This is a genomic window from Streptomyces sp. NPDC044003, assembly GCF_056435185.1.
Window position 1 is genome coordinate 1 of record NZ_JBWKFA010000013.1, and the last position, 16,202, is coordinate 16,202.

A 16,202-nucleotide genomic window follows, 5' to 3' on the forward strand; every position below is an offset into this window, starting at 1 on the left:
CAGCACCTCATCGCCACCTGGACCGGCACCTGCCCCACCTGCCGACAGACCGTCCCATGGCAGCCCTACGACACCACCTAACAAAGCACTACTAGACCGCGGAGGCCTCGGTCAGGAGCGTCAGCTCGGCCTCCGTCAGCTTCAGGTCGGCCGCCGCGACGAGGGCCGGGAGCTGTTCGACCGTGCGGGCCGAGGCGATCGGCGCGGCGACGGTCGGCCGGGCGGCGAGCCAGGCGAGGGCGACGGTGGCGAGCTCCGCCTCGTGCGCCTCGGCGACGGTGTCGAGGGCGGAGAGGACGGCCTGGCCGCGCTCGGTGTCCAGGTGCCGGGCGGCCCCGGAGGCGCGGACGCTGTCGACGGCTGCACCGGGGCGGTACTTGCCGGTGAGGAAGCCGGCCGCGAGCCCGTAGTACGGGACGGCCGAGAGCCCGGCCTGCTCGACGGTCTCCAGGAGCGGGCCCTCGTAGGTGTCGCGGGAGATCAGGTTGTAGTGCGGCTGGAGGGCGACGTACCGGGCGAGGCCCTCGGCCTCGGCGAAGTCGAGGGAGGCGCGCAGCCGCTCCGGGGAGATGTTGGAGGCGGCGACGGCCCGCACCTTGCCGTCCTTCACCAGCTGGTCGAGGGCGGTGACGATCTCCTCGACCGGGACGGACTCGTCGTCGAAGTGCGTGTAGTACAGGTCGATGTGATCGGTGCCGAGGCGGCGCAGGGACTCCTCCGCGCCCGCCTTGATGGTGGTGGCGGAGAGGCCCTTGAAGTGGGGGTGGGCGCCGACCTTGGTGGCGACGACGATGTCGGAGCGGTTGCCCCGGGAGGCGAGCCAGCGGCCGATGACGGTCTCGGACTCGCCGCCCTCGTTGCCCTCGGCCCACGCGGAGTAGACGTCGGCGGAGTCGACGAAATTGCCGCCTGCGGCGGCGTAGGCGTCGAGGACGGCGAAGGACTCGGCCTCGTCGGCGGTCCAGCCGAAGACGTTGCCGCCCAGGGCCACGGGGAAGACGTGCAGGTCGGAGCTGCCCAGCGTGCGGAGAGAAGTCATGCGTCGATCAACCGCTTCCGCCGCCGGGCCTATTCCGGGTCGTCTCAGAGACTCAGGCCCTTGGAGCGGAGCCAGGCCGCCGGGTCGATGCCGTCGCCGCCGGCGGTGTGGACCTCCATGTGGAGGTGGGCGCCGGTGACGTTGCCGGTGGCGCCGACGCGGCCGATGGTCTCGCCGGTGCTCACGGTCTGGCCGGCGCTGACCAGCATGGAGGAGAGGTGGCAGTACCAGACCTCGGTGCCGTCCTCCAGCTCCAGAACGATCCGGTAGCCGTAGGAGCCGGACCAGCCCGCCGACTTGACGGTGGCGCCGTGGACCGCCTTGAGCGGGGTGCCCGTGGGGGCGGCGAAGTCGAGACCGGTGTGGTAGCCGGAGGACCACATCGAGCCGGCCTGCATGTAGGTGGCGGTGAGGGTGTACGAGGACACCGGCAGCGAGTAGCTGGCGGCGAGCTGGGCGAGGCGCTCGGCCTCGGCCGCCGCTTCCGCCTTCGCCTTGGCCTCCGCTTCGGCCTTCGCCTTGGCTTCCGCCTCGGCCTTCGCCTGCGCCTCGGCGGCCGCCTTCTCCGCCGCGTCCGCCTTCGCCTGCGCCTCGGCGGCGGCCTTCTCGGCGGCCGCCTTCTCCACGGCGGCGAGCTCGGCGGCGTCGGCGGAGGCCTGCTGCTGCTCGGCCTGCTGGAGGATGCGGGCGCGCAGGGCCTCGCCCGCGGCGGGGGCGGCGGCCTGCTCGGTGCGCTCGTCGGCCGCGGTGGTGTAGGTGGCGTCGGTGAGCGGGTTCGGGTTGGCGAGGGCCGCGGTGACCGGCGCGCTGTCCTCCTCGGGGAGGAGGTCGCCGACGCCGGGGAGGTCGTGGGCGTCCGGCAGGTTCAGGTCGGGGAGGTCCGGCAGCGAAATGGCCACCGGGGGCTTCTCCTGCGCGGTGGCGAGGCCGCCCGCGCCGACGGCCGCGATCACGCCGACGCCGAGGACGGTGGAGGAGCGGGCGAAGTTGGAGCGCTGCTTGACGACCCGGTGCCGGCCGCCGGAGCGGCTCTCGGCGCGGAGGGAGCCCTCGGTGGGGTTCCACTCGGTGTCCGGGGCGGCGGGACCCGCACCGCCACCGAAGGCATCGAAGGGGGCTTCGGGTGCGGGGGTGTTGGACGCCACGGGGGCGCGCTCCTTTCCTTCCGTCTCGCCTACCGGGTTAGCTGACGGGTTCGGAGCAGGAAGGTCTCCTACGGGCACGCTCGCACGAGTGCGAAGGGGCCCGATTCACCCCAAGTGGTGGTTCCCCGGTTCCTTTTCAGGATTCGGCGCGTGCGCACGGTGCCGCCTCTTGCGACGGCTGGGACGACCGCACTGCGTTATCGAACGTTAATAGACAGGGGGTCCCGATTCCAAGCCGTTCCCCTTGATCATTCATTGAATTGAGAGGTAATGACCCGACTTGACCCCCCTTCAGAGCGAGCCCGTCAAACACTCGCGATCTGACGTTAAGTCAATTGTTATCGCAGTGACACCCCTCGACTACGCCCGGTGACCGGACTCGCCCGGCGGCACCACCGGCATCGTCCGGCGCCGCTCGGGCTGCCCCGTCGCCGGGCGGCTCACCGCGAGCAGCGCCATGTCGTCGGTCGACCCGCCGCCCGTGTGGAGCCGTACGTCGTCCACGAGCGCGTCGAGCAGCTCCTCGGGCCCCGGAAAGATCCGCCCGGCGAGCCGCGCCGCCGGATCGTAGAAGACGCCCTGCGCGTTCCGCGCCTCCGAGAGGCCGTCCGTGTAGAAGAGCAGCGTCGCGCCCGGCGGGAACAGTCGCGCCTCGGCCCGGTCCGGCCACGCCGCCAGGTCGCCCATGCCGAGCGGCAGCGCCGCCTCGCCCGGCTCCAGCGAGTCGAGGCGCCCGTCCGCGTGCAGCATCAGCGGCGGCGGGTGCCCGCGGTTGACGACCCGTACGAAACCGTCGAAGGTCCCGCTCCCGTCGGCGCGCGGGATCTCGGCGAGCACCGCCGTGGTGAACCCCTCGAAGGCGTCGAGCCCGTGCCGGCGGGTGCCCTCCCGGGCCAGCGCCCGTTCGAGGCGCTGCGCCACGCCCTCCAGGTTCCGCTCCTGCTCCGCCGCCTCCCGGAAGGCCCCGATGACGACGGCGACGGCCTCCACCGCGTCCATCCCCTTGCCCCGGACGTCCCCGACCACGAGCCGCACCCCGTGCGGGGTGTCCTGGACGGCGAACAGGTCCCCGCCGATGAACGCGTCGGCCTGCGCCGCCTCGTACCGCGCGGCGCACTGCAGCCCGCCGATCCGCTCGGCGGGCATCGGCAGCACCGCCTTCTGCGCGGTCTCCGCGATGACCCGCGCCGAGGCGAGCCGCTCGCCGCTGCGGCGCACGACCCGGTTGATGAGGAGCGCGAGCGCGGAGACGGTGACGACGGTCAGGGTCTCGGTGAGGGCGGGGATCTCGTCGACGGTGCCGTTGTAGACGTGCAGCCCGATCGAGGCGAGGACGGCGGCGATCCCGGTGAGCAGGGTGGTCAGCAGGGAGAAGAGGGGCGCGGCGATCAGCGGGGCGGCGGAGAAGAGCGGCGCCGCCGTGTACTCGGGCGGTGTCGCCAGGTCGAAGACGACACCGCCCAGGATGACCAGCGGGGGCAGCGCACGGATGAACCGCCGGGCACCGCGGTACGCGGGGCGGCCGCTCTCACCGCCCCGCCGCCCTCCGCCCGCCGCTCCTAGGGGGTGCCCCACCTGTGCTCTCCTGCCCGGTCCGACCGGCCGCGGTCCGCACCGCGCCCTCCCAGGGTGGCCGCCGCCGGACGGGGCGGCGACTCCCACGGGGCCGAGTGGGCGTACACCCCCCTTGGACGGTCCCTAGGGGGCCCCGCCCTCCGCGAGCCGTCCGCCCCGGGCGAGCAGCGCCATCGCCGCCGCGCACACCAGGCCCACCGCGCACAGCACCAGCCACGGCGCCGCCGACCAGCCGGTGACGTCGAGGAGCGCGCCCGTCCCCAGGTTCCCGAGGGTGATCCCGATCCCGCACACGGTGTTGTAGAGCCCGTAGTGGGTGGCCACCCAGCGCCCCCGGGACAGCGCGACCACGGTGTCCATCTCGTACGGGTAGAGCACCGCGTTCGCGACGGCCAGGACCGCCGCGCACGACAGCAGCCCCACCAGACCGCGCCCCAGGACGGCCGGGACCAGGAACGCCCCGCCCATCAGGGCGAGACCGAGGACGAGACACCGCTCCCGGCTGAGGCGGCGCCGGCACCAGGCCGTGATCCGCAGCTGTCCGGCGAGCGCGACGAGCGCCGAGACGGCGAACAGCGCCGTCGTCGCTCCCGTACCGCCCGCCGCGAGCGGCAGCGCCAGATAGACCTGGAAGGACAGCACGTACGAGCCGGTCATGGCGAGCGAGAACAGCCAGAAGGTCCGGTGGGCGAGGACCGTACGGAACTGCCCCCGCTGCTCCTGCGGCGCTTCGGAGACCCGTACGGGCAGATGCCGGAGCTGTACGAGGGTCAGGCCGGCGAACAGCACAGCCGCGACCACGCACGTCAGCCGGAACGACACCCCCGTCAGGGCCACCCCGACGAGCGGCCCGAGCAGGATGCCCGCCTGGTAGTAGGTGTTGAACAGCGCGAAGGCCTCCACCCGGCGCTCCTCCCCCGCCTCCGCCGCGAGACAGGCCCGCACGGCGGGGTTGAACAGCGCCCCCGCGAGGCCGGTCGCGAGCGAGGCGGCGATCAGCATCGGCAGCGACTGCGCGAAGGCGAGCGCCCCGAAGCCGACCGTCCGCAGCGCGCAGCCGGCCACGATGAGCGGCTTGAAGCCGAGCCGGTCGGCGAGCGCCCCGCCGACCAGGAACATGCCCTGCTGGGAGAGGTTCCGGGCGCCGAGGACGAGCCCGACGGCCCAGGCGGCCATGCCGAGCCCGTCCGCGAGGTGCGCGGCCAGGTACGGCATGAGCATGTAGAAGCCGAGGTTGATGGTGAGCTGGTTGAGGAAGAGCAGCCGGACGGCCGGATCGAAGGTGCGGCTCTGCTTCCAGATGCCCCCCTTGGAGGGCGCGGTCGCGAGGGTCACTTGGCGCGCTCCAGGACCCGCCGGGTCCAGCCGCTGACGGACGTGTCGGAGACGTACGCGGCGGGGTCCTCCCGTACGGGCCCGTCGAGCAGCCCGTGCGCCGCGCAGAACTCGTCGTTGAAGACGGTGTCGAAGTACCGCTGCGGCCCGTCGGGGAAGACGGCCGCGATCCGGGTCCCGCGCGGCCGGGTGCGGGCCAGCCAGCCGGCGACGAGCGCGACCGCGCCGACGCTCCAGCCGCCGGTCGCGAAGTGCCGCGAGGCCAGTCGGCGGGCCGCCCGGACCGCCTCCGCGGGGCCCACCCAGTGGACCTCGTCGAAGGCCCCGTGGTCCACGTTCCCCGGGTGGATGGAGGAGCCGAGGCCGCGCATCAGCCGTTCACCGGCCGGCAGGCCGAAGACGGTGGAGTTCACGGAGTCCACGCCGACCAGCTCCAGGGCCGGGCTGCTGGTGGCGCGCAGGGCCCGGGAGATCCCGGCGGAGTGGCCGCCGGTGCCGACCGCGCAGACGAGCACGTCGATCCGGTCGAGCTGCGCGGACAGTTCGGCGGCGAGCCCGGCGTACGCGTCGCAGTTGTCGGGGTTCCCGTACTGGTTGGGCCACCAGGCCCCGTCGAGGCTCAGGAGCAGCTCGGCGACCCGGTCCATCCGGGCCTGCTGCCAGCCGCCCTGCGGGCTGGGCTCGGGGACGACATGGACCTCGGCGCCGTGGGCGACGAGCATCCGCTCGACGATCGGTTCGAGACCGGGGTCGGTGACGACGTGCACGGGGTGGCCGTGGAGCACGCCCGCGAGGGCGAGGCCGAGACCGAGCGTGCCGGAGGTCGACTCGACGATCGGGGCGCCGGGCCGCAGCTCCCCGCGGCGGCGGGCCTGCTCGACCATGTAGAGGGCGGCGCGGTCCTTGATGCCGCCGAAGTTGAAGCCTTCGAGCTTGGCCCAGTAGCCGTCGTCCGTCCACAGGACGGGGGTGTTGCCGACGGTCTGCCCTTCGACGGGAAGCATCAGTGGTGCGGTCATGGGAGTACGTCCTTGGGGTGGGTACGCGAAAGGGAACCTGGTCACGCGAGTGCGGGACCCGGCTCAGTTCCGGTCCACCCCGAGGGCGATGAGCAGTCGGCCCGGCTCGGGGCCGGGGCCCGCCCGGTCCCGGACGCAGCGCGCGCGGGGGTCGTCGCGGAGGTCCGCCGCGTACGGCAGGACAGCGGCTCCGCCGGCGTGCGGCACGGCGAGCGGGGAGGCGGCGGCCTGGGCGGGGAGGTGGGCGTCGAAGGTCCAGGTGTCCCCGGACTGCTCGCAGCCGTGCGGGAGCGCGGGGGCGGAGAGGGTCGCGGTGCCGGAGTTCGGCAGGACGTGCCCGTGGGGGCCGTGGCAGACGCTCACGAGGAGGGTGAGAAGCGCGAGCAGGACGAGCACGGCGGGCGCCCGCCGGCTCACTTCGCTCACACGCTGGTCGCTCATGGTGCGCGTGAGGCTACGGTGGGGCGTGGCACACCTGCAAAGAGGCAGGCACGCTTTTGGCCACCGTTTACTTCAGACAGCCCTGTCAGAGGTTCCGCTCGGCGTAGACCTTCATCGCGTCCCGGACGAGGATCGCGGTGCCCTCGCCGTGCCGGTCGTAGTTCGCGGTGAAGCGCGGGTCGTCGACGTACATCTGTCCGAGTCCGATCACGTACTCCTTGCTCGGCGTCGTGGTCGTCGACAGCCAGGCGATCTGGCGCCGCGTGATGGCCTGCACCTCGTCGCTGTCGGCGGCGAGGCCGTCCCGGGCCGCCTGCCCGAAGTCACGGGCGATGCCGGCCTGCTCGTCCATGAACGCCTTCCTCTGCGCGTCGCTGAGCGAGCGCCACCAGCGGTCGCCCTTCTCGTACGCCTCGCGGCCCCAGCGCTCGGTGACCTCCTCCTCGTACACCGTGTGGTCGAAACCGTCGAACACTTCCTCGGCCATGAGCTCTTCTCCCTTCTCGGTCTTGTGGAGAGTGGTCCGCACCGACGCGATCTGGCGTCCGATGCGCTCGCGCTCCTGCTCCAGGAGGGCGAGATGGGTGCGCAGGGCGGCGGACGTGTCCCGCTGCCCGGCGAGGACCTCGGCGATGGCGGGCAGCGAGAGCCCCAGCTCGCGCAGCAGCAGGATCCGCTGCAGCCGCACGAGCGCCGCCTGGTCGTAGTACCGGTAACCGTTCGCGCCGATCCGGCTCGGTTCCAGCAGTCCGCGCTCGCCGTAGTGGCGGAGGGTGCGGCTGGTGGTGCCGGCCTTCTTGGCGATCTCCTGGATCGACCACTCCATGCCGAGAACGCTAAATCTTGACGTTGCGTAAAGGTCAAGCGGTGAAGAAGCCGGAAACGACGAAGACCCGGATTCCTGAGAATCCGGGTCTTCGTTGCTACTGAGTAGCGGGGACAGGATTTGAACCTGCGACCTCTGGGTTATGAGCCCAGCGAGCTACCGAGCTGCTCCACCCCGCGTCGGTGAACATGACTCTACGGCATGACCGGGGCGATCACGAAATCGGTTGTCCGTCGGCTCGTCGTCAGCAGCCGCAGTCGTCCGAGTCGACCGGCGCCGTCAGCGGGTCGGCCGCCTTCTCCGCGGGCCCCTCCCACGTCTCGTACGCGAAGCCCTCGCGCACCCAGTACTCGAAGCCGCCGAGCATCTCCTTCACCTGGAAGCCCAGCTCGGCGAGGGCGAGCGCGGCGCGCGTGGCGCCGTTGCAGCCGGGGCCCCAGCAGTAGGTGACGACCGGCACGGACCGGTCCAGCAGCTGCTCGGCCTGCTCGGGGATGAGCGCGGTCGGCAGGTGGATCGCGCCGGGGACGTGGCCCTGGTCCCAGGAGGCGGTGGAGCGGGAGTCGATCACGACGAAGCCCGGGTCGGTGCCCTCGGCGGCGGCGGTGGCGAGCGCGGAGGCCACGTCGGAGACGTCGGCATGGAAGGCGAGGCTGGCCGAGAAGTAGGCGGCCGCGGCGGCGGGGGAGGCCGGCGGGGTGCGGAGTACGGGGTTGACCTGCGTCGTTGTCGTCGTCATGGTGATCAATCTACGGACGAAGATCACCGTGCTGAAGTGGGGATTCACGGTGGTCGGGGGCTTCGGCCGGGGAATCCCGGGCGTTCGCCACGAGACGGCGGGGATCTCACGTACCGGGACCCGTCGTGCTCGCCTCCGGTGTCACATCTGCGGATTCTGATCCGTCATGACGGCATGACGGGACGCGAACGGGGAGATCGACGAGTGGACCACGAGACCCAGGACCAGACGCTCGACAAGGAAGCCCTGGCCCGGCGCTTCGACGCCGACCGCGGCCATCTGCGAGCGGTGGCCTACCGGATGCTGGGCTCGCTCAGCGAGGCCGAGGACGCCGTCCAGGAGGCCTGGTTCAAGCTCAGCCGCAGTGACGTCAGCGGCGTGGAGAACCTCAGCGGCTGGCTGACGACGGTCGTCGGCCGCGTCTGCCTCGACATGCTGCGCTCGCGCGGCTCGCGCCGCGAGGACCCGCTGGAGTACTACGTCCCCGATCCGGTGGTCCGGGTCGCCGACACCACCGATCCGGAGCACGCGGCCGAGCTCACCGAGTCCGTCGGGCTGGCCCTCCTCGTCGTCCTCGACACCCTGGGGCCGGCGGAGCGGCTCGCGTTCGTGCTGCACGACATGTTCGCCGTCTCCTTCGACGACATCGCGAAGATCGTGGACCGCACCCCGGCCGCCACCCGCCAGCTCGCCAGCCGCGCCCGCCGCCGGGTGCAGGACGCCACCCCGGCCCCCGGCCCGGACGCGCGCCGTCAGCGGGAGATCGCCGACGCCTTCCTCGCCGCGGCGCACGGCGGCGACTTCGAGGGGCTGCTCGCCGTCCTCGACCCCGACGTGGTGCTGCGCGCGGACGGCGGCATGACCCTCGCGGCCGTCTCCAAGGTCGTCCGGGGCGCCGAGGCGGTCATCGCGCAGGCGCTCACGTACGCGAAGTTCCGTACGGGCGCGCTGCGGGTCGTGGCCAACGGTCAGCCCGCGGTGGTGTCGGTCGTCAAGGGACGCCCGGGCTCGATCATGACGTTCACGATCGTCGAGGACCGGATCGTCGAGCTGCACATCCTGGCGGACCCCGAGCGGATGGCCACGCTCGGCCTCACGGAGGAGGACCTGGCCCGCGCGGAGTACTGACCCCGGCCCGCATGCGGGAGGGAACCGTTCGTGCGAGTTTGTACGGGTTGGTTCCCTCTCGTGTGCGAAGGCGGTCCCGCGTGCCGATCATCACCCCCGAGGAGGCCCGCCGGACGGCGGCCGACGCCTGGATCTGGGGCTACCCGATCCTGGACAACTACCGCACGATGTACCCGCAGGCGATCGACCCCGACGCCCCCCGGTACGGGGGCGGCTTCGGCCGCTTCCGGCACTACGCGAAGCTGCTGACCCCGGCCGACACGGACGTCGTGACCCCGAACAACGACACCCCGTACTCCGCGGCCTGGCTCGACCTGCGGGCCGAACCCGTCGTGATCTCCGTCCCGGCCGTCGACCGCTACTACGTGCTGCCGGTGCACGACCTCGACACCGCGTTCGTCGGCTACATCGGCACCCGGACCACCGGCCGGGCCGCCGGCGACCACCTCGTCGCCGGCCCCGGCTGGAACGGCCCCGTCCCCGACGGCATCGCGAGCGTCCTGCGCGCCGACACCTTCCTCGTCGGGATCATCGGCCGGACCTACCTGGCCGGCCCGGAGGACGTCCCCGCCCTGCGCGCGATCCAGGAGCGGTACGAGCTCCGCCCCCTCTCCACGTACACGGACACGGCCGCCCCGCACCCCGTCGACGAACCGGTCTGGCCGGTCTGGCGCGAGGAGGACCTAGGGACCGTCGAGTTCTTCACGCTCCTCGACTTCCTGCTCGGGTTCTTCCCCGTCCTGGAGGCGGAGCGCGGGGTGCGCGACCGTCTCGCGGCGCTCGGGGTGTCCGGCACGGGCGCGTTCGAACCGGCCGCGCTCTCCCCGGAGCTCCGGGCGGCCGTCGAACAGGGCATCGCCGACGGCCGGGCCCGCCTGGAGAAGGCCGTGGCCGCCACCACCCTCTCCACGGACCTCTTCGGCACCCGCGCGGAGCTCGGCGACGACTACATCGGCCGCGCGGTGGCCGCCGACGTCGGGCTCTACGGCCTGCCCGCGGCCGAGGCCTGGTACGGCGGCTGGTCGGCGGACGACCGCGGCGAGCACCCGCCGAACGGGCACGACCACGACCACGTCGTCCACTTCCCGCCCGGACAGCTCCCCCCGGCCCGCTTCTTCTGGTCGGTCACGCTCTACCGCCTGCCGGAACGGCTGCTCGTCGCCAACGAGATCGACCGGTACTCGATCGGCGACCGCACCCCCGAGCTCGTGTACGACGACGACGGGGGCCTCACCCTGTACGTACGGAAGGACCGCCCGGCCGACCCGAAGCAGGCGGCGAACTGGCTGCCCGCCCCCGACGGCCCGTTCAGCCTCGTCGTCCGGCTGTACGGCCCCGAACCCTCGGTCCTCGACGGCAGCTGGCGGCTCCCGCCCCTCACCGTCGCCGACTGACCCCCCGTCACTTCGCCCTGGCGGCCCACCAGCTCCCCGCCGCGAGGGAGACGCCCGCGCTCGCGACACCGAGGAGGGCACCCGCGGCGACGTCGCCCGGGTAGTGGACCCCGGTGTGGACCCGGGAGTAGCCCACGGTCCAGGCCAGGACGGCGAGGGGCACCGCGGCCGGCGGCAGCACCGTGCCCACGGCGGTGGCGAAGGCGACCGCCGACGCGGTGTGCCCGGAGGGGAACGACGCCGAGGCCGGCATGGGGACATGACGGCCCACCACGACCCGGGCCGCCTCCCGGTCCGGCCTCGCCCGGTGGACGAGACGCTTGCCCAGCAGGTTCGCCGAGGCCGAGGCCACCGCGATGGCCCCGGCCCCGGCGAGCGCGGCCCGCCGCGGCCGGCCCGGCACGAGCGCGAGCGCCGCCGCGATCGTGAACGAGATCTTGGAGTGGTCGGCCGCCGCGGAGAGCCGGCGGAACGCCGTGTCGAGCGTGGGCGTCGGGGTCGCGGCCACCGCCGCGTACACGGCTCCGTCGACGGCCCGGACGTCGTGCAGAACCGCACGGACGGTCCCGGTCTTCGTGTCGTCGGTCATGCGCCGCTCCTAGTCAGGGGTACTCGGGTTCAAGAGGTACGGGTGTCCCACGGGTTGCTGCCGGGGACGGGCTGCTCGGGGAAGGCCAGCCGGGTGAGCCGCCGCCAGTCCAGGGGCGGCGGGGGCACCGGCGACCCCGGCCGGTCGCGGGGCACGAGGACCCGCAGGGCGCGCGGGCGCAGGGTGCAGACGACGGGCGTCGGCAGGGTCAGGGCCTCGCCGTCCACGGCGACGGAGATGGCGGCGCCCGCGCCGGGACCGCCCCCGACCTCCACCCTACGGGCCGTCAGGACGTTCAGGCCGGTCGCCTGGGTGCCCAGGACGGCCAGCTCGGCGGCCTGGGCGGCGCCGTCCACACGGATGCCGATCACCCCGAGCGCACCGCCGTCGAGACGCGTCCTGCGGGCGGCGACCGCGCCGAACGGATCGGGCGCCGCGTACGGGTTGTTGCTGACGAGAAGCGCCTGCTGACCGGTGAGCGGGACCGCGTCGACGGTCGCGTCGAGACGGTCGCCCTCACCGCCCTGGAGCAGATCGGGCAGGACGTCGAGCGCGGTGCCGGCCTTGTCGTCGCGGTACTCGGGGCGCTGGACCACGTCCGCGTACACCCCGAACGAGACGGTGTTGACGAAGGGCCGGCCGGCGACGTCGCCGAGGTCGACCCGGAGCTCCTCGCCGTCGCGCAGCGCGTCGAGACAGCGGGACGGGTCCGTGCGGTCGAGACCCAGGTCCATGGCGAAGTGGTTGCGGGTGCCGGCCGAGACGACCAGGAACGGCAGGTCGTGCTCGGCGGCGACCTCGGCCACCAGGGCCTGCGTGCCGTCGCCGCCCGCCACCCCGAGGAGATCGGCGCCCTCGGCGACGGCCTTCCGGGCGAGCCCGGCGACATCGGCCGGAGCGGAGGGGTCGAGCAGGATCACCCGGGCGCCGAGCGCCTCCGCCCGCGCGACCAGCCCGAACCGGCCGACCTTCCCGCCACCGGACTTCGGGTTCATGATCAGCACGGGGCGGCGGGGCGCGGGGACCGACTCGCCCCGCATCAGCGCGGCCCGCTCCTCCTCCGGGCGGCGCAGGGCGGCCCGCGCGCACGACAGCGCGACGGCCCAGAGCCCCAGGGCCACGAGGGCGTTCACCCAGACGCCGCCGGCGACGTACAGGCCGAGCGTGACGAGGGGCGCGGCCACCGCGAGCAGCGCGCCGAACACCCGGACCGGCCCTCGGTGCGCGAGGAACCACCAGACGCCCGCGGCGGTCGCGGCGAACCCCAGGAGCCCGCTCAGCAGGATCAGCATCCCGCTGCCGAGCGCGGTCAGCAGGGCGACAGCCGCGCCACCCGTCGCGAGCAGCGCCCAACGGGCCAGCTCCTTGGCCTCCCCCGCCGGATCACCGGAACCTCTCGCCGCCACCGACCCCACCTCCACACTCCGCGTCCACGTTTCCCCACGTTCCCCGGCGCCGCCCCCGTACAGAGCCGTTCGGACGAACGGAGTTCCGAGAGCTAGGACCGGAAAACTCCCCGGAAAGTTCTCCTGGAAGTCCTCCGAGAAGTTCTCCGGGAAGCGATGACTTCCCGACACCGGGGTCCTCGTCATGGGCAGCCCCAGCCTCGCCCGCACCCTCCTGGCCGAGGACCTCGTCGACGAACTCCGCCTGATGGTCATGCCCGTGCTCCTCGGCGGCGGAAAGTCGATCTTCCCGGCGGACGGCACCCTGCGCACCCTCGAACTGGCCTCCACGGTCACCAGCCCCCAGGGCGTCAACGTCTGCACGTACCGCCGCTCGGAAACCCGCTGACCCCACCCCGCACAGGCGCCCCGCACGGCTTCGGCCGGGCGGGACGCAGCACCAAACACCCGACGCCGCCCGACGCGTGACGAAGAGTCCGTCAGCCTGATGGACCGCCTCTCCTTCGCCTGAGGCGCCCGACGCTCCCCGCACCCGCCCGAGAACGACGGAGCGCCCCGACCGGGTCAACCGGTCGGGGCGCTCCGTAGCAGGTCAGAGGGTTTCTCCCTCGCCCGCCCTTGGTAGGCCGTGTGGGACTCGAACCCACAACCAATGGATTAAAAGTCCACTGCTCTGCCAATTGAGCTAACGGCCCGTGGACAAACACACCTGTGCAGCATAGCCCGAGAGGGCCCGGGAACCGATCGGGTATCCGACACCGGCCGCGCCGCGGGTCCGACCGTCGTGGTCGGGCCCGCGGCGCGGGACGGAGGGAGTGGAAGGGGTCGGGCGTCAGGACAGCGTCTTGTACATCTGCCAGCCGCCGCCGATCTTCACGCGGCCGGCGAAGAGGCCCGTACCGGTGCCCGCGTACCGCCACAGCACGCCGGTCGTGTCCCGGGCCACCAGGTCGGCCTTGCCGTCGCCGGTGAAGTCGCCGACGCCCACCACGGAGTTGTAGACCTGCCAGCCGCCGCCGACCTTCACCCGGGCGGCCAGGGTGCCCCTGCCGGTCCCGTAGTAGCGCCACAGCACGCCGGCCGTGTCCCGGGCGAGCAGGTCACCGGCCTTGTCCCCGTTGAGGTCACCGACGCCGACGACCGTGTTGTAGATCTGGTAGCCGAAGCCGATCTTCACGCGCGGCTTGAACTTGCCCGCCCCGTTGTCGGCGTACAGCCACAGCTCGCCGGCCGGCGTGCGGGCGAGGAGGTCCGTCCGGCCGTCGCCCGTCAGGTCGCCGGGCGCGGTGAGGCTGTTGTAGATCTGCCAGCCGCCGCCGATCGTCAGCTTCGTACCGCCCGGCGCGAACGCCTTGCCGCAGCCGCCGTCGTACCGGGTCAGCATGCCCGCGGCGTCCCGCACGAGGAGGTCGTTGCAGCGGTCGCCGGAGAGGTCCCCGAAGGGGACGACCGTCGAGGAGGCCGGCCAGCCCGCCGCGGAGGCGCCGGTGCCGAGACCGCCGGCGCCCGTGCCCGTCCGCACGGTCAGCGTTCCGGTCGGGGTGAGGCCGATCAGGTCGCCCTTGCCGTCACCGCTGACGTCACGCCACGTCGGGAGCGGCTTCTGGGGCAGGACGGGAGCGGGGGCGGTGGTCGCCGTGCGCAGCTGGAAGGCGGACCCCGCCGTCTGCTCCCACGCGGCGACGGGTCGGCCGGTCGCATCGACGGTCACCTGGCCGAGCGCGTATCCCTCGGTGTTGGTGCTCAGCGGCGTCGGGGTCGCGGACCAGGTGCCGTTCACCCGGGAGGAGGTCATCACCTTGCGGGTGCTGCCGAGGTCCTGCGTCCAGACGGCGTGCGCGCTGCCGTCGGGTCCGACCGCGAGGTCGAACTGGTCGTCCGGGACGTAGCCGGTGGAGAGGATCTTCACGGGCGACCAGCTGCCCGTCGCCGCCGACCAGGTGGTGGTCTGGGCGCTGAACGTGGAGCCTTCGACAGGGGCGACCCCCAGCAGGGTGACGTCACCCTCGGGCCCGACGGCGAGCCGGCGCCAGGCACCGGTCGTGAACCCGTTGGCCGGGCCTCCGTTCCCCCAGCTGGTGCCGCCGGCCGGGCGCCGGGCGAGGACCTGGGTCTTCTCGGCGCTGCGGTCGACTCCGTAGTCGGCGAAGACCAGCGCGGCACTGCCGTCCTGACCGATCGCGAGCGTGGGGGCGATGGCGTAGACGGCTGGGTCCGAGACGGTGACCGGTGTGGTCCAGGCGGTGCTGTCGGCGGGCAGGTCGGCGACCTTGACCGCGCCCTTCGTGGCGCCGTACTGCCCGAAGGCCACGGTCGCCGTCCCCTGCGGCGAGACGGCGAGCTCCGACTCGGAGAGCACCGGGAGGTCCGGCAGCTCCTCGCTCACCCGGACCGGCTCCGACCAGGCCTCACCGGGTGCCGTACGGATCGACGCGTAGAGGGCTCCGGTCTGCCCCGACCACTTCGGCCACACCGCGACCAGCCGGCCGGACGGGGAACCGGCCAGCTTGCCTCCGCCGGTGACCCCCGAGGTCGCGATGTCGGCCGTGGCGGACCAGGTCGTGGCGCCGGCTTCGAGTACGGCCGTCCGGAACGCCCCGTGATCCGTCCAGGCAGCCATGACCGCACCGTCTTCGGCGACGACCAGCTGGGTGTCCTGCGGGTACTCGCCCGACGTGGCGAGGGTCTGCGGCGCACCCCAGACGGTGCTGCCCGCCGGCCGGACCGAGGCCGTGAGGTCGTACGTGCTTCGGTCCGCCGCCTTGCGGTAGGTGAGGGCGACGACGGCGCCGTTCTTGGCCGTCCTCATGTCGAGTACGCCCGTGAACTGCGCGGCATCCCCCAGCGGCACGGACGGCGCCCACGGGTCGAGGGCCACGGGCGCGGCGGCGGTCAGTGCGGTCGGCGCGGCGAAGGCGGCCGGAGCGGTGGTCGCCGCGATCCCGAGGCCGACGACGGGTATGAGCGCGGTGCCGAGAACACGGCGAAGAGTGGCCCTGCGGGGCCGGGCGTGCTGGTTCACGTCGTCTCCATGCGTGCGAGTGGGCGCACGGAGGAGACGCGGCAGCCTGTGCCGCGGTCGGCAGCGCTCGATCGCGTGCCCCGTCCTTGCGAACCCCCCGTGCAAGTAGCGCGAGCGTAACAGCGGCCCCACGGACGGCGGAAGCGAATTCCGAACCCGTTCAAAAACGAGCAGGGCCCGTACGACACCGAGGTGTCGTACGGGCCCTGCTCAGCGTTCTACGCGAGGTCAGCCGTTGCGCTTCCAGCGCGGCTTGTCGTCGCGGCGGCCGAAGGAGCCGCCGGTCGAGCCGGTGCTGCCGCGGTGGTCGTCACGACGGCCGTACGGGCGGTCGCCGCCCGAGCGGAAGCCGCCGGCGGGGCGGTCGTCGCGACGGTCGCGGTTGAACGGACGGTCGCTGCCACGGTGGCCGCCGGAGGGGCGGTCGTCGCGGCGCTCGAAGGAACGGCCGCCACGGTCGTCACGGTTGAAGCCACCCGACGGACGGTCGTCACGACGGAAGCCACCGGACGGACGGTCGTTGTCGCGACGGAAGCCACCACGG

General features: G+C 73.2%; 13 protein-coding genes, 2 tRNA genes, 2 pseudogenes and 1 riboswitch. Of the genes and pseudogenes, 3 read left to right on the forward strand and 14 right to left on the reverse strand.

Annotated elements, in window-relative coordinates; all coding sequences use genetic code 11:
* Positions 1-91 precede the first annotated feature (91 nt).
* From AC07AW_RS35085 to AC07AW_RS35125, 9 genes are all read right to left on the reverse strand, one after another.
* Positions 92-1,039: an aldo/keto reductase gene (locus tag AC07AW_RS35085; protein WP_478819531.1), complete on the reverse strand. Its 948-nt coding sequence runs from the start codon at positions 1,037-1,039 to the stop codon at positions 92-94.
* Between the two features lie 44 nt (positions 1,040-1,083).
* Positions 1,084-2,184 (reverse strand): M23 family metallopeptidase, encoded by a 1,101-nt coding sequence (locus AC07AW_RS35090; protein WP_478819532.1) that lies wholly within the window; start codon positions 2,182-2,184, stop codon positions 1,084-1,086.
* 11 nt (positions 2,185-2,195) lie between these two features.
* Positions 2,196-2,343, reverse strand: a riboswitch (cyclic di-AMP (ydaO/yuaA leader).
* Positions 2,344-2,544: 201 nt separating this feature from the next.
* On the reverse strand, positions 2,545-3,759 hold the full coding sequence (locus AC07AW_RS35095) for a PP2C family protein-serine/threonine phosphatase (protein ID WP_478819533.1): 1,215 nt from the start codon (positions 3,757-3,759) through the stop codon (positions 2,545-2,547).
* 123 nt (positions 3,760-3,882) lie between these two features.
* Positions 3,883-5,094, reverse strand: a complete 1,212-nt coding sequence (locus tag AC07AW_RS35100) for an MFS transporter (protein WP_478819534.1) — start codon at positions 5,092-5,094, stop codon at positions 3,883-3,885.
* Positions 5,091-6,113 carry a PLP-dependent cysteine synthase family protein gene (locus AC07AW_RS35105; protein ID WP_478819535.1) on the reverse strand — a complete coding sequence of 341 codons (1,023 nt, stop codon included), beginning with the start codon at positions 6,111-6,113 and terminating at the stop codon, positions 5,091-5,093. Before AC07AW_RS35105 ends, AC07AW_RS35100 begins: the two co-directional genes overlap by 4 nt.
* Positions 6,114-6,176: 63 nt before the next feature.
* Positions 6,177-6,554 (reverse strand): hypothetical protein, encoded by a 378-nt coding sequence (locus tag AC07AW_RS35110; RefSeq protein WP_478819536.1) that lies wholly within the window; start codon positions 6,552-6,554, stop codon positions 6,177-6,179.
* 85 nt (positions 6,555-6,639) lie between these two features.
* On the reverse strand, positions 6,640-7,380 hold the full coding sequence (locus AC07AW_RS35115; protein WP_478819537.1) for a MerR family transcriptional regulator: 741 nt from the start codon (positions 7,378-7,380) through the stop codon (positions 6,640-6,642).
* Positions 7,381-7,485: 105 nt separating this feature from the next.
* Positions 7,486-7,559, reverse strand: a tRNA-Met gene (locus AC07AW_RS35120).
* Positions 7,560-7,624: 65 nt separating this feature from the next.
* Complete coding sequence (locus AC07AW_RS35125) at positions 7,625-8,119, reverse strand: rhodanese-like domain-containing protein (protein ID WP_351185415.1); 495 nt, start codon at positions 8,117-8,119, stop codon at positions 7,625-7,627.
* Between the two features lie 174 nt (positions 8,120-8,293).
* Here AC07AW_RS35125 and AC07AW_RS35130 point away from each other — a divergent pair, with 174 nt between their 5' ends.
* Together AC07AW_RS35130 and AC07AW_RS35135 are read left to right on the forward strand one after the other, a co-directional pair.
* Complete coding sequence (locus AC07AW_RS35130; protein ID WP_392159480.1) at positions 8,294-9,247, forward strand: sigma-70 family RNA polymerase sigma factor; 954 nt, start codon at positions 8,294-8,296, stop codon at positions 9,245-9,247.
* A gap of 80 nt (positions 9,248-9,327) precedes the next feature.
* Entirely contained in the window at positions 9,328-10,641 is a 1,314-nt protein-coding gene (locus AC07AW_RS35135; protein WP_478819538.1) for a DUF1254 domain-containing protein, read from the forward strand.
* A 7-nt stretch (positions 10,642-10,648) separates the two neighbouring features.
* Here AC07AW_RS35135 and AC07AW_RS35140 read toward each other — a convergent pair whose 3' ends face one another.
* Both AC07AW_RS35140 and AC07AW_RS35145 read right to left on the reverse strand, forming a co-directional pair.
* A complete protein-coding gene (locus AC07AW_RS35140) occupies positions 10,649-11,230 on the reverse strand; it encodes a phosphatase PAP2 family protein (protein WP_478819539.1) in 582 nt (193 codons plus the stop codon).
* A 29-nt stretch (positions 11,231-11,259) separates the two neighbouring features.
* Positions 11,260-12,636 carry a diacylglycerol/lipid kinase family protein gene (locus tag AC07AW_RS35145; RefSeq protein WP_478819540.1) on the reverse strand — a complete coding sequence of 459 codons (1,377 nt, stop codon included), beginning with the start codon at positions 12,634-12,636 and terminating at the stop codon, positions 11,260-11,262.
* Between the two features lie 175 nt (positions 12,637-12,811).
* Between AC07AW_RS35145 and AC07AW_RS35150 the strand changes: the two are divergent.
* A pseudogene (locus tag AC07AW_RS35150) lies at positions 12,812-13,024 on the forward strand (dihydrofolate reductase family protein); the annotation flags it as partial.
* A gap of 231 nt (positions 13,025-13,255) precedes the next feature.
* Here the strand turns inward: AC07AW_RS35150 and AC07AW_RS35155 are convergent.
* The 3 genes and pseudogenes from AC07AW_RS35155 to AC07AW_RS35165 all read right to left on the reverse strand — a co-directional run.
* Positions 13,256-13,331: transfer RNA gene (locus tag AC07AW_RS35155), tRNA-Lys, on the reverse strand.
* A gap of 137 nt (positions 13,332-13,468) precedes the next feature.
* Entirely contained in the window at positions 13,469-15,658 is a 2,190-nt protein-coding gene (locus AC07AW_RS35160) for an FG-GAP repeat domain-containing protein (protein ID WP_478819541.1), read from the reverse strand.
* Between the two features lie 228 nt (positions 15,659-15,886).
* A pseudogene (locus tag AC07AW_RS35165) lies at positions 15,887-16,202 on the reverse strand (DEAD/DEAH box helicase); the annotation flags it as partial.

Bases quoted from the DNA above. Each gene is read 5' to 3' on its own strand.
- AC07AW_RS35085 (WP_478819531.1), bottom strand. From the start codon at position 1,039: ATGACTTCTCTCCGCACGCTGGGCAGCTCCGACCTGCACGTCTTCCCC.
- AC07AW_RS35105 (WP_478819535.1), bottom strand. From the start codon at position 6,113: ATGACCGCACCACTGATGCTTCCCGTCGAAGGGCAGACCGTCGGCAAC.
- AC07AW_RS35110 (WP_478819536.1), bottom strand. From the start codon at position 6,554: ATGAGCGACCAGCGTGTGAGCGAAGTGAGCCGGCGGGCGCCCGCCGTG.
- AC07AW_RS35115 (WP_478819537.1), bottom strand. From the start codon at position 7,380: ATGGAGTGGTCGATCCAGGAGATCGCCAAGAAGGCCGGCACCACCAGC.
- AC07AW_RS35125 (WP_351185415.1), bottom strand. From the start codon at position 8,119: ATGACGACGACAACGACGCAGGTCAACCCCGTACTCCGCACCCCGCCG.
- AC07AW_RS35130 (WP_392159480.1), top strand. From the start codon at position 8,294: ATGACGGGACGCGAACGGGGAGATCGACGAGTGGACCACGAGACCCAG.
- AC07AW_RS35140 (WP_478819539.1), bottom strand. From the start codon at position 11,230: ATGACCGACGACACGAAGACCGGGACCGTCCGTGCGGTTCTGCACGAC.